Origin of the sequence: Actinoplanes sandaracinus, from assembly GCF_030009775.1 — a bacterium.
Classification (GTDB): Bacteria; Actinomycetota; Actinomycetes; order Mycobacteriales; family Micromonosporaceae; genus Actinoplanes; species Actinoplanes sandaracinus.
This window is the reverse complement of sequence record NZ_JASCTH010000025.1, coordinates 126,218-138,710: the sequence shown is the minus strand read 5'-3', so window position 1 is coordinate 138,710 and position 12,493 is coordinate 126,218. Positions and strand designations below refer to the sequence as shown.

Sequence of the window (12,493 nt, the reverse complement as noted above, 5' to 3'; positions counted from 1 at the left end):
CGGAGAAGGCGCGGTCACATCGGGCCGCGACTCGAAGTCCGGAATCCGCACACGGATGAGCGGGAAGGACTCCACCCCCATGAGCAACATCTCCGAACACGCCGTTCCCACGCGAGGTGACCGGTGGAAACCGGTCAACCCCCTGCTGGACAACGTCATTCGCAAATACATCGACGAGGCCCGGGCGGAGGTGTGCGACACCACCGGGAACGCGGGAACGATCACCGGAGGCGGGATGGTCCTGGTCGCCTTCGGGATCATCCTGGCGGCCGGCACCGGCAACCCGCTGCTCGCCCTCATCGCCGTGGTGCTGCTGGCGATGGCCGGGCTCGCCTACACCGGTGTTCAGGCACCGCCGCTGCGGCTGGACCCGCTGCAGATCCTGGCTCCGCTGGGCGGCCCGGGCAACCTGCCCGCCGGCTACCTGGTGCACCCGCTCGCCTGGAAGGCCGGCATGCCGGAGTACCTGAGGGGTGTTCCGCAGCACCGTCTGGCGATCGCCGTCGAGCTGTGCCGGCAGCACCCGGGCGCGGTGACCGATCTGCTGCGCATGGTGGAGCGGTCCGAGCGGTGGGTCGAGGCGAACAAGCCGGGCCGCGACTTCAGCCCGGAGGGCCGCCACGCCGAGGTGCGGAAGTTCGCGACCCGCCTCATCGAGCGTCAGGTCCACAACGTTCCCGCCCTGACCCGCTGATTCACAAGACCACCATCGCGCGGTACGACACGAGGCGCCCCCGGCAGCACGCCGGGGGCGCCTCGCCGTGTCCGGCGGAGCCGGTGAGAGCGGCGGGACCGGTGGCGGAAGGCCGGAGAGCGGGGCGGCCGTACCACCTGAAGGAGTGACCGTACGGCCATCGGACCGGCACCAGGAGAGAAAGGCCGCCCAGGGTCTTAAGTTGATCATCGTCTACGACCAGAATCGGCGGTCGGGACAACCCGCGCGGTCGCCAGGACGGCCCGCGGTCGAGGAACCGGCCGCCCGGGGCGAAGACACCGGGCGCGCCGGACCGGGCGGGGAGGCCGATGGTGACGGGTGCCGGGACGGCGAGGGTCGCTGGGCTCGACGGCACCGCCGTGGGCGCATGGGTGCGCAGACTCGCCGGGAACACCGCGCCACGCCGCAACCACTGGCGGACCCGGCAGCTCTACTACCGGGCCGCGGCGACGCTCCTCGAGGCGCAGCAGCGGCCACTGACCTGGAAAAGCATCGTCGCGGCGGCCGGGCCGCGGGGGTGCCGGAGCACGTTCTACGAGGTGGCGGGGGCGCACGCGCGGCACCGCATGGTCGACGACCTGATCGGGGACGGCCGGCCGGGGGCGATCGAGATCGCCTGGCGTTACCTGCGCAGCGACGCGGTGGAGCAGCTCCTCGACGAGACGAAGGTGTGGTCGTTCTGGCCGTACCGGCAGGAGCTGATGCGGTGGTTCAGTGACGCGATGACGCTCGGCGAGTTGGAGGCCGGGCTGTCGCAGACGGTGCTCGCCTGGGGACGCGAGCATCCGGCGCTGGCGGGCGCGGTCGGGTTCGCCCCGCCGGCATGCGCGGTCGAGGATCTGACCGTGCTCCATCAAGGGCACCTGTCCGGCACGCAGGCGCTGCACCGGCTGAGCGAGGTGATCCGAAAGGGCTGACGGAGACGGCTCACCATCGGTGATGACAAGGCCGGACCGCCGGTACACCTTGTGGTGATCGCCGCACAGCGGGGCGTAATCGTTCTCGACCCTGTGCCGCCGCGGCCGGAACCCCGCCGCACGCGGTGACGCGCGGGTCGCGAACCGCGGGTTTGCCTCGTCCGTGTCGTGGTATCCGGTTCCTTCAGCGAGAAGAAGCGTTAAGCGAGAGAAGCGTGGATCCCTCGACCAGGGAGCCACGTGACACGGGGGGAAGAACATCATGCCGAGCCTGGAGCTCTATACCGAGGATCTGCTCCCGGTGACCCAGGCGGCCCGGCACGCGCGGGACGTCGTCACCGAGGCATGCGTGCGGTGGGATCTCGATCATTTGACCGGCCCGGCGACGCTCATCGTCTCCGAGTTGGTCAGCAACGTCGTCGACCACGCGCACACCATGATGACCCTGGAGATCAGCCGGCACGACAGTTTCGTGTGTCTCACCGTGCGTGACGGCAGCAGTGCGCCGCCGATTCCACGCCGCGACTCGGACACCACCACGCCCGGTGGTTTCGGTCTGCGCCTGGTGGCTTTCAGCAGCGCCGACTGGGGCTGGCGACCCGAACCCGGCGGCAAGGCGGTGTGGGCGACGCTGGCCCTGGACGAGTCCGCCGCCTGAATTCTCAATATTCACAGACTTCTATAAGCCTGTTAGCGTCACCTGACGTGGTCGCACGGCCACCCAACGTCGGGAGGAACAGGTGCGTTCAACCGTTCGCCGAGGTGCCGCTGCCGCGGCCGCCGCCGTTCTGTCCGTCTTCGGACTGTCCACCGCCGTCAGCGCCGCGCCACCGGAGGCCGCCGTGCTCGCGGTTCCGGGCGCCGAGGTGGTCCCGGACAGCTACATCGTCGTCCTCAAGCCGGGGAAAGTCGCCCGGGCCGTCGCCGCCGAACACGACACGGCGGCGCTGCGGACGTACACCAAAGCCTTCAACGGTTTCGCGGCGACCATGACGGCGCGCCAGGCGCGGCAGGTCGCCGCCGACTCGGACGTCGCGTTCGTGCAGCCCAACGTGATCCACCGGATCTCGGACACCCAGACCAACCCGCCGTCCTACGGCCTGGACCGCATCGACCAGCGCAACCGGCCGGTGAACGCCGCCTACACCTACACCACGACGGCGTCCAACGTGCGCGCCTACGTCATCGACACCGGCATCCGCACCACCCACCAGGACTTCGGCGGCCGCGCCACCAGCGGGTTCGACGCCGTCGACGGCGGTACGGCCGACGACTGCAACGGCCACGGCACCCACGTGGCCGGAACCGTCGGAGGCACCTCCTACGGTGTCGCCAAGCAGGTCCAGCTCGTCGCGGTGCGGGTGCTCAGCTGCGAGGGCAGCGGCACCACCGCCCAGGTCGCCGCCGGGATCGAATGGGTCACCGCCAACGCGGTCAAGCCGGCCGTGGCGAACATGAGCCTCGGCGGCGGCGCGGACACCGTCCTCGACAACGCGGTCCGGGCCTCGATCACCTCCGGCGTCTCCTACGCGATCGCGGCCGGCAACGGCTTCCTCGGCCTGTTCGCCCTGGACGCCTGCACCCAGTCACCGGCCCGGGTGGCCACCGCGATCACCGTCTCGGCCACCAACAGCAGCGACGCCAAACCGTCCTGGGCCAACCGCGGCACCTGCGTCGACGTGTTCGCGCCGGGCATCAGCATCCCGTCGACCTGGAACACGAACGACACCGCCACCAACACGATCAGCGGTACGTCGATGGCCGCACCGCACGTGGCCGGAGCGGCCGCCCTGTACCTGGCGACCCACCCGTCCGACACCCCGGCACAGGTGCACGCCGCGATCGTGAACACCGCCACGCCCTCGGTGGTGACCAGCCCCGGCTCCGGTTCGCCGAACCGCCTGCTCTACACCGCGGCCCTCTGAACCACCACTCCGGCGATCTCCCGCCCGCGCAGCCAGGCCGTCGTGGTCCCGGCATCGTGCGGGCGGGCGATTCCGTAGCCCTGCGCCAGGTCACAGCCGTACTCGCGGAGCCGCTCGAAGGTGTCCGCGTCCTCGACACCCTCGGCGACGATGCACATGCCGAGGCTGTGCGCCAACTGGACGGTGCTGTGCACGATCGCCGCGCTGCGCGGGTCGCCGAGGCAGCGGCTGACGAACGCCCGGTCCAGCTTGAGGTCGTCGACCGGCAGCACCCGCAGGTAGCTGAGGCTGGAGTAGCCGGTGCCGTAGTCGTCGACCGCGAGCCGGACACCCATGTCGCGCAACCGGCCGAGCTGTGCCAGCGCGTCGTCGGCGTCGGTCATCAGGACACTCTCGGTGACCTCCAGTTCCAGGGCGGTGGGCGGCAGGCCGTACCGGCGCAGCAGCTCGCCGATCTGCTCGGGCAACGTCCGGTCACGCAGGTCGGAGACCGACAGGTTGACCGCCACCGGCACCGGCATGCCCTGGTCGTGCCAGGCCCGGCTCTGCCGGCAGGCCAGGTCGAGGACCACGGTGGTGACCCGGCTCATCAGGTCGGCACTCTCGGCGGTGTAGAGGAAGGCGTCCGGATAGACCAGCCCCCGCACCGGATGCTGCCAGCGGACCAGCGCCTCCACCCCGACCACCCGGGCGGCGGCGTCGACCGTCACCTTCGGCTGGTAGTGCAGCACCAGCTCGGCGCGTTCCAGGCCGGCCCGCAGCTCCTCCAGCATCGTCAGGCGAGCCCGGGCGTGATCGTCCAGGCCGGTGGCGAAGACCGGGGGCCCGTGCGCGGCCTTCGCCGCGTACATCGCCACGTCCGCGCGGCGCAGCAGGGTCGACCGGTCCGCGCCGTCGTCGGGGCTGACGGCGATGCCGATGCTGGCGTCGACGTGCAGGTCCACCTCCGGCAGCACGAACGGCTCCCGCAGCGCGTGCAGCACCCCGTCGACGATCGCGGCGGCCCCGTCCCGCCCGGCGCCGGGCATGATCAGCCCGAACTCGTCGCCGCCCAGCCGGGCCAGCAGCACGTCGCTGCCGAGCGCCCCGCGCATCCGCTGACCGACCAGCGTGAGCAGGTTGTCCCCGACGTCGTGGCCGAAACTGTCGTTGACCTCCTTGAACCGGTCCAGGTCGACGAACGCGACAGCCAGGTCCTCGGTGCCCTGCTCCAGTTCCCGGTCCAGTCGCTCGACGAAGAACCGCCGGTTCGCCAGGCCGGTCAACTCGTCGGTGCGAGCCTGCCGGCGGGCCGCGCCGAGGGCCTCCGCGGTGCGGACACTGGCGAGCATCCGCACGATCGCCGCGGTGACCGCGATCCCGGCCAGCAAACTGCTGATCGCGGTCACCGACCGGTCGCTGAGGGCCGCGTACATGAGCAGGCCCAGGCAGAGGAAGGCGAGGACGGCGGGCACGGCGGTGCTCAGCCACACGCTCGGCCGGCTGGTCCGTGACGGCCCGGCCGGCTGATGGGCGGCCACGGCCAGGATGATCAGGGCGAGGATCCACATCAGGCGGACCCACGCCGGCACGTCGCTGCCCTGCCAGAGCAGCACCATGCTGAACGCGTCCCCGACGGCGAACAACCCCATCCCGGCGATCAGCAGGCCCAGAAGGCGGTCGGCACGCCATCCGTTCAGCGCCCAGGCGCCCAGCAGACAGCCGGCCACCGCGATGTCACACACGGGGTACGCCGCGTTCACGACGACGCCCATCACCGTCGAATGCGGCGCCGGATCGACGGCCGCCAGCATCGGCAGCGCCACCAGGGCGCAGACGGCGGCGGACGCGATCACGCCGTCCAGCCAGGCCTGGGCGCTCACCTTCGGCAACCGCTGCCGCAGCAGCAGCACGAGCGCGACCACGAAACAGGGGTAGAACAGGAGCCACAACGGTTCGGCCAGTGTGACCAGAGGCTGCGGGTCGCGATGCCGGGCGGACAGCCACCAGTACGTGCCGCCGGCGCCGTAGGAGATCATGCCGGCGGCCAGCAACCGCCAGGCGGCCCGCACCGGCCGTGGCGCGCGGCGGGCACGCGCCGCCACCATCAGGCCGGGCATCAGGTGGAGAGTGATGTTGAACAGGCCGCCCACGGGAGTGTCGCCGATCGGCGAGCCGGCGACCTCAAGGGCGCAGATGACCGACTGGACCAAGGTCAGGGCGCTCAGGATCCACCACGCCGCGCGCTCGCGTCGCGTCAGATCCGCGAAAAGCGATCCGAGCCGCATGCCAGGCCTATCGGAGCCTCGCCCGAGATCTTGAGCGGAAGTGTCAGCGCGGTCGGCAGTCGGGGCGGCACGGACCGGCCGGACGGCCCGGGCCGCGGCCGGCGAGATCGAGCTGCTGGTGCTCCGGGAGCCGGGTGCCGTGCGCCTGCAGATGGAAGGCGGTGACCACCTCGACCGTGTCACCGGCAGGCAGCGTGATCCGGGAACCGGGCGGCGCCTCGGTGTCCGGCGGGCAGAGCAGGGTCGTGCCGTCCGCGCGGTGCGCGATGACGCACGGGCCGACTGGCACCGGCCGCCGGCCGGGCGCCTCCACCCGAACGGTGCAGGGCTCGTCGACGTGCATGAGAGCGAATTCGAGCCAGTTCACCCACTCAAGGTTGCCCGGCGGCGCGGGTTCCAATCCTCGTGGCAGGATCGCCGGATGCCGCACTTCCCCTCCTTCGACGGGCTGCCCCTGCACTACGACGTGGTCGGCGAGGGTACGGGCGACCCGCTGGTGGTGCTGCCCGGAGGTCCCGGCATGGACGCCCGCTACCTCGGTGACCTGGGCGGACTCAGCGCGTCCCGCCGGCTGATCCGGCTCGACGGGCGAGCCGCCGGCCGTTCCGGGGTCCCGCTGGACCGGACGACGGTGTCGTTCACCCGGCAGGCCGACGACGTGGAGGCTCTGCGGGAACACCTCGGGATGGAGCGGCTCGACATCCTGGCGCACTCCGCGGGAACGCTGACCGCCCAGGAGTACGCCGTCCGCCACCGCAACCGGGTCCGCCGGCTGGTCCTGGTGACCCCGATTGGCCGTGCCGGGCGCGACATCGACACCGCCGAACTGGCCGGGATCCGGGCCGGCCGGGCGGCCGAACCGTGGTACCCGCATGCCGCGGCGGCCCTGGCCGAGGATGTGACCAACCCGATCACACGAGCTCGGCTGATCCCGTTCCACTGGCACCGGTGGACACCGGAGCGCCGCCACGAATACCACCCCTCGCACGCCAGCCGGCTGCCGTGGCTGCGCGAGGCCTTCTACTCCGGGACGGCCACTCCCGGGCCGGTGCTGGCCCCCGTGCTGGTGGTGGCCGGAGCCTCGGACGGGATGATCGGCATCGCGCCGGCCCGGGTGGTCGCCGCCGCCCATCCGTGCAGCCGCCTTGAAATCATGACCGAATCCGGTCACCGCCCCTGGGTCGAGGAGCCCGAGCTGTTCCGGGCGCTGGTGACCGGCTTCCTGTAGAACGCGTGGACGCTCGCGTATGCGTCGCGGCGCCACGGCCATGGCCCGTCCACGAGAAGGCCGGTTGACTGGCTGTCATGACGAACAAGACGATTCTGGTGCTAGGCGGTACGGGCAAGACCGGCCGGCGGGTGGCACGACTCCTCGAACAACAGGGCGCATCGGTGCGGATCGGCTCCCGCAGGGCCGCGCCGCCGTTCGACTGGACCGTCCCGGAGACCTGGAAGGCGGCCCTCGACGGGGTCGGCGCGGTCTACCTGTCGTACCAGCCGGACCTGGCGTTCCCCGGCGCCACCGAGACGGTGCGGGCGTTCGTGGGCCAGGCCGTGGAGCAGGGTGCGACCCGGATCGTGCTGCTGGCCGGGCGGGGCGAGCCGGCCGCCGAGGCGGCCGAGAACGTGGTGCGGAACTCCGGCGTGGAGTGGACGGTCGTCCGGGCGAGCTTCTTCGCGCAGAACTTCAGTGAGGACTTCTTCCAGCCGGACGTGCTGGCCGGGGAGATCGTGCTGCCGGTCGGTGACGCCGCCGAGCCGTTCGTGGACGCCGCCGACATCGCCGAGGTGGCCGTGGCGGCGCTCACCGGTGACGGGCACGCCGGGCAGACCTATGACGTGACCGGTCCGCGGCTGCTGACCTTCGCCGAGGTGGCAGCCGAACTGTCCGCGGCCCTCGGACGGGAGATCCGGTTCGTGCCGGTCAGCCGGGGCGAGTACGTCGAGGCGCTGCGCGCCGGCGGGATGCCCGAGGAGTTCGCCGAGTTGTTCGACCTGGTCACCGACGGCCGCAACGCCCATCTCGGTGACGGGGTGCGGCGGGTGCTGGGCCGCCCGCCGCGGGACTTCGCGGAGTTCGCCCGGGCCGCGGCGGCGGACGGCGCCTGGAACGCCTGACGACTGCCGTGGCGGGTTCTCCCGGACGGCACCCGAAGCGTGTGACGACTGCGGCGGCCGGTTCTCCCGGACGGCGCCCGGAGCGCCTGACGGCTACGGTGGCCGGGTGGACACGCTGAGCGGGCTGCTCGACGGGCCGCGGGCGCGGGGCGCGTTCCTGCTGCGCTCGGTGTTCGACCCGCCGTTCGCGCTGCGGATCGAGGACGAGGCCCCGCTCACCCTGATCGCCGTGGTGCGGGGTGGCGCCTGGCTGGTCCGCGGCGGGGACGAGACGGTCCGGCTGGCGCCGGGCGACCTCGCCGTGGTCCGGGGGCCGGAGCCGTACACGGTGGCCGACGACCCGGCGACCCCGTGGCGGACCGTCATCCGGCCGGGGCAGGTGTGCGTCCCGCTCGACGGCGCGGGGCACGACGGCACGGAACTCGACGGCACGGGGCAGGCCGAGGCGATGAACCTGGGCGTACGGGCCTGGGGCGACCGGTCCGACGCGGCCACGGTCCTGCTCACCGGCGTCTACCAGTTGCACAGCGAGGTCAGCCGCCGTTTGCTGGCCGCCTTGCCGGGGCTGCTGGTGCGGCCCGCGGCGGCGGCCGACCAGACGCTGGTGGGCCTGCTCGCCACCGAGATGGCGCGCAACGAGCCGGGACAGGAGCTGGTCCTCGACCGGCTGCTGGACCTGCTGCTGGTGTCGGTGTTGCGGACCTGGCTGGCCGAGGCCGGCGCTCCGGGCTGGCACACGGCCCGCGCGGATCCGGTGGTCGGCCCGGCGCTGCGGCTGCTGCACGAGGAGCCCGCGGCGCCGTGGACGGTCGCCGCCCTGGCCGCGCGGGCCGGGGTGTCCCGGTCGGCGCTGGCGCGGCGGTTCACCGAGCTGGTCGGTGAACCGCCGATGGCGTACCTGACCGGCTGGCGGCTGGCGCTCGCCGCCGACCTGCTGCGTGAGCCCGAGGCCACGATCGGCGCGGTGGCCCGCCGGGTGGGCTACGGCAGCGCGTTCGCGCTCAGCGCCGCCTTCAAGCGTGAACGCGGGATGAGTCCGCAGGAGTACCGCCGGCGGCCGGTGGGCGTGGGACAGGCGTAAGCGCGGAGCCGCTGATCCGGGCCGAGGCGAGGGCGGCCACCACCTCGTCGACCAGATGGGGCGACGCCGTGACTCCGGCGGTGAGGCCGACCGTGCGGACGCCGTCGAGCCACTCGGGCCGGATGTCGCGTACATCCTCGATCAGGTGTGCGGGTGTGCCGTGGCGGCGGGCGACCTCGGCCAGCCGGGACGAGTCGGACGACCCCGCAGAGCCGCCTACCAGGACCAGGTCGCAGGCTCCGGCGATGGCGGCGACCGCCTCCTCGCGCTCGGTGGTGGCGGAGCAGACCTCGCCGGCGTCCGGCCCGGACAGGTGCGGGAAGCGGGACCGCAACTCGTCGATGATCTCCCCGGTCTCGTCAGCGGCCAGGGTGGTCTGGGTCAGATAGGACACCCGCCGGGGATCCTCGACCAGCACCTCGTCGACGGAGGCGATGTCCTGGACCAGTTGGATCCCGCCGGGGATCTGGCCGAGGACGCCCTGCACCTCGTCGTGGCCGGCGTGACCGATGAGCAGGACGGTGTCGCCGCGGGCGGCGTAGCGGCGGACCTCGGTGTGTGACCTGGCGACCAAGGGACAGGTCGCGTCGATCACGTGGTGGCCGCGCCGGGCGGCCTCGGCGCGGACGGCGGGCGCGACGCCGTGGGCGGTGAACACGACGACGGCGCCGTCTGGCGCCTGGCCGACCTCGTCGACGAAGATCGCGCCGCGGGCTTCCAGGGCGGCGGTGACGTGGGCGTTGTGGACGATCCGGCGGCGTACGTACACCGGCGGGCCGTACCGGCGCAGAGCCTGCTCGACCATGTCGATGGCGCGTTCGACACCGGCGCAGAAGGCGCGTGGGACGGCGAGGAGCACGGTGACTTCCATGATCACGGAGCTTAGGCATGACTATTCGCAAAACTGTAAAAACCGACAAATAGTCCGCTGAGCTGGGATAAAACGAGCAGGTTGTAAGCCACATTGCGGATGAAACGGGGCGTTAACAGCCGTGACCAGTTCAGTGAAGTCGTCGGAGACCCGCGAGGAACAGGACCATCAGAAGCGGCAGAGCCTGAGCACCGCGGCGGCCCGGAACCTGACCCACACCACCAAGTCGCTCCCGCAGATGCAGGAGATCAGCTCCCGCTGGCTGCTGCGCAAGCTGCCCTGGGTCGAGGTCTCCGGCGGCACCTACCGGGTCAACCGGCGGATGACCTACCGGCTCGGCGACAGCCGGCTGACCTTCATCGCCACCGGGGCCTCGGTTCAGGTCGTGCCGGCCGAGCTGCGCGAGATCGGGGTGCTCGCCAATATCGACGACCAGGAGCTGCTGCGCGGCATCGCCGACCGGTTCGTCCAGCAGGAGTACCAGCCCGGCCAGGTGATCGTCGAGTTCGGGTCGGTCGCCGACAACCTCTACCTGATCGCGCACGGCAAGGTGGACAAGATCGGCGTCGGCGCGTACGGCGACCCGGTCAGCCTCGGCGTGCTCGCCGACGGGGAGAAGTTCGGTGAGCGGGTGCTCATCGAGGACGACCCGATCTGGGAGTACACCGCCAAGGCGATGACCGCGGTGACCATGCTGGCCCTGCCACGGTCCGCGTTCGCCGAGCTGACCTCCCGCAGCGAGACGCTGCGCAACCACGTGGACGGGTTCCGCGACAAGAGCCGGAAACCGCAGAACAAGCACGGAGAGGCGGAGATCGCGGTCGCCGCCGGCCACCACGGGGAGCACCCCCTGCCCGGCACCTACGTCGACTACGAGATCAGCCCACGCGAGTACGAACTGAGCGTCGCCCAGACCGTGCTGCGAGTGCACACCCGGGTCGCGGACCTCTACAACGACCCGATGGACCAGATGGAGCAGCAACTGCGGCTCACCGTCGAGGCGCTGCGCGAGCGGCAGGAGTACGAACTGGTCAACAACCGTGAGTTCGGCCTGCTGCACAACGCCGACCTGCGGCAGCGCATCCACACCCGTACCGGCCCGCCCACCCCCGACGACCTCGACGAGCTGCTGTCGATGCGGCGCAGCACGAAATTCTTCCTGGCCCATCCGCAGGCCATCGCCGCGTTCGGCCGGGAGTGCACGAAGCGGGGCATCTACCCGCCGCCGGTGCAGATGGACGGCCACACCGTCCCGTCCTGGCGCGGCGTCCCGATCCTGCCCAGCGGCAAGGTGCCGATCAGCCACACGCACACCACGTCGATCCTGGCGATGCGGGTCGGCGAGCAGGACCAGGGTGTGATCGGCCTGCACCAGACCAAGCTGCCGGACGAGTACCAGCCGGGCCTCAACGTGCGGTTCATGGGCATCAGCGAGCAGGCGATCATGTCGTACCTGGTCAGCGCCTACTACTCGGCGGCGGTGATGGTCCCGGACGCGCTCGGGATCCTCGACCACGTCGAACTGTCGCACTGATGTCGACCCTGCTGAGTGATGTCCGTGGCGCGCCGCCGGGAGAGCTGCGCAAGCTGCTGCCGGGCTTCGGCATGTCGGCGATGCGGGCCTTCGCCGGCCCGCTGATCCTGCCGTCGGCCGACGGGCAGCTCTTCTGCCCCGACGCGCTGCGTGACGACCCGGCTCTCGGCGACCTGGTCGACGACCAGCTGATCGCCTGGGCCGGAAGGATCGGGATCTATCCGGGACGGCTGGACAAACTGCGGTCCTACGGGTTCGGCCGCTACATGATGCTCGCCCACCCGGCCGTCAGCGACCCGGACCGACTGCTCGCCGCCACGAAGTGCCTGGTCGCCGAGTGGGCGGCGGACGACTACTACGTCGACGAGGTGGAGCTGGGCGCCGAGCCGGCGGTGGTCGGCTCCCGGCTGGCCCGGCTCATGTCGGTGGTCGACCCGGCCCGGATGGTCCCGCGCTACACCGCCGACATGGACCGCTATCACCGGCTCCAGCCGATCTCTGAGGCGTTCCGCACCGCCATGGAGCACCTGGCGGTCTACGCCTCCACGACCCAGATGGGCCGCTTCCAGCACCAGATGGCGATCCTCTTCCTGGCCTGGACGCAGGAGGCGGACTGGCACGTCAACAAGCGCACTCCCCCGGTCTGGGAGTACCTCGTGCAGCGGCACCTCAACAGTTACCTGCCGCCGATGATCCTGATCGACGTGCTGGCCGGGTACGAGCTGCCGGCGCACGAGTTCTACCACCCCGAGGTGCGGCGCGCCTTCACCACCGCCGGCAACGCGGCGGTGCTCGTCAACGACCTGCACTCCGGGCCGTCGGAGTCGGACACCGACTTCAACCTGCCGCGGGTGCTGGCTCTGCGGGAGGACCTCTCCCGCGACGAGGCCATGGCTCGCACCGTCGAGATCCACAACGAGCTGATGCACACCTTCGTCGGGCTGGCCGCCCAGCTCAGCGCCGCCGGGTCGCCGAACCTGCGGCGGTTCCTCGCGGACACCTGGGCCTGGCTCGGCGGCAGCCGCCGGTGGCACGCGACCACCGGCCGTTACCAAAGGAGCTGAC

At 71.5% G+C, this 12,493-nt stretch carries 12 protein-coding genes; 9 read left to right on the top strand and 3 right to left on the bottom strand.

All coding sequences use genetic code 11. The features are described 5' to 3' along the window. Window positions 1-79 precede the first annotated feature (79 nt). The 4 genes from QLQ12_RS33005 to QLQ12_RS32990 all read left to right on the top strand — a co-directional run bounded on the left by QLQ12_RS33005 (window position 80) and on the right by QLQ12_RS32990 (window position 3,557). The gene (locus QLQ12_RS33005; RefSeq protein ID WP_282764541.1) at window positions 80-694 is read left to right on the top strand and encodes a hypothetical protein; all 615 of its coding nucleotides are present in this window, start codon (window positions 80-82) and stop codon (window positions 692-694) included. A gap of 329 nt (window positions 695-1,023) precedes the next feature. Further along, entirely contained in the window at window positions 1,024-1,632 is a 609-nt protein-coding gene (locus QLQ12_RS33000) for a hypothetical protein (protein ID WP_282764539.1), read from the top strand. A 262-nt stretch (window positions 1,633-1,894) separates the two neighbouring features. Further along, the gene (locus QLQ12_RS32995; RefSeq protein ID WP_282764538.1) at window positions 1,895-2,290 is read left to right on the top strand and encodes an ATP-binding protein; all 396 of its coding nucleotides are present in this window, start codon (window positions 1,895-1,897) and stop codon (window positions 2,288-2,290) included. Between the two features lie 82 nt (window positions 2,291-2,372). Continuing rightward, entirely contained in the window at window positions 2,373-3,557 is a 1,185-nt protein-coding gene (locus tag QLQ12_RS32990; RefSeq protein WP_282764536.1) for a S8 family peptidase, read from the top strand. Here QLQ12_RS32990 and QLQ12_RS32985 read toward each other — a convergent pair. Both QLQ12_RS32985 and QLQ12_RS32980 read right to left on the bottom strand, forming a co-directional pair. Beyond that, the gene (locus QLQ12_RS32985; RefSeq protein ID WP_282764534.1) at window positions 3,539-5,824 is read right to left on the bottom strand and encodes a putative bifunctional diguanylate cyclase/phosphodiesterase; all 2,286 of its coding nucleotides are present in this window, start codon (window positions 5,822-5,824) and stop codon (window positions 3,539-3,541) included. The two genes, QLQ12_RS32990 and QLQ12_RS32985, sit on opposite strands and share 19 nt — an antisense overlap. A 43-nt stretch (window positions 5,825-5,867) precedes the next feature. Beyond that, a complete protein-coding gene (locus QLQ12_RS32980; protein WP_282764532.1) occupies window positions 5,868-6,191 on the bottom strand; it encodes a hypothetical protein in 324 nt (107 codons plus the stop codon). Between the two features lie 54 nt (window positions 6,192-6,245). Here QLQ12_RS32980 and QLQ12_RS32975 point away from each other — a divergent pair, with 54 nt between their 5' ends. From QLQ12_RS32975 to QLQ12_RS32965, 3 genes are all read left to right on the top strand, one after another. After that, entirely contained in the window at window positions 6,246-7,052 is an 807-nt protein-coding gene (locus tag QLQ12_RS32975) for an alpha/beta fold hydrolase (RefSeq protein WP_282764531.1), read from the top strand. A 77-nt stretch (window positions 7,053-7,129) separates the two neighbouring features. Next, a complete protein-coding gene (locus QLQ12_RS32970; protein WP_282764529.1) occupies window positions 7,130-7,942 on the top strand; it encodes a Rossmann-fold NAD(P)-binding domain-containing protein in 813 nt (270 codons plus the stop codon). Window positions 7,943-8,048: 106 nt separating this feature from the next. Beyond that, window positions 8,049-9,023: an AraC family transcriptional regulator gene (locus QLQ12_RS32965; RefSeq protein ID WP_282764527.1), complete on the top strand. Its 975-nt coding sequence runs from the start codon at window positions 8,049-8,051 to the stop codon at window positions 9,021-9,023. Here the strand turns inward: QLQ12_RS32965 and ispH are convergent. Beyond that, the gene (ispH, locus tag QLQ12_RS32960; protein ID WP_282764525.1) at window positions 8,956-9,894 is read right to left on the bottom strand and encodes a 4-hydroxy-3-methylbut-2-enyl diphosphate reductase; all 939 of its coding nucleotides are present in this window, start codon (window positions 9,892-9,894) and stop codon (window positions 8,956-8,958) included. The two genes, QLQ12_RS32965 and ispH, sit on opposite strands and share 68 nt — an antisense overlap. A gap of 121 nt (window positions 9,895-10,015) precedes the next feature. Between ispH and QLQ12_RS32955 the strand changes: the two genes are divergently transcribed. Both QLQ12_RS32955 and QLQ12_RS32950 read left to right on the top strand, forming a co-directional pair. Then, window positions 10,016-11,428, top strand: coding sequence for a family 2B encapsulin nanocompartment shell protein (locus QLQ12_RS32955; protein ID WP_282764524.1), 1,413 nt, complete (start codon window positions 10,016-10,018; stop codon window positions 11,426-11,428). Then, on the top strand, window positions 11,428-12,492 hold the full coding sequence (locus QLQ12_RS32950) for a family 2 encapsulin nanocompartment cargo protein terpene cyclase (protein ID WP_282764522.1): 1,065 nt from the start codon (window positions 11,428-11,430) through the stop codon (window positions 12,490-12,492). The genes QLQ12_RS32955 and QLQ12_RS32950 overlap by 1 nt, the downstream gene beginning before the upstream one ends. Window position 12,493 lies beyond the last annotated feature (1 nt).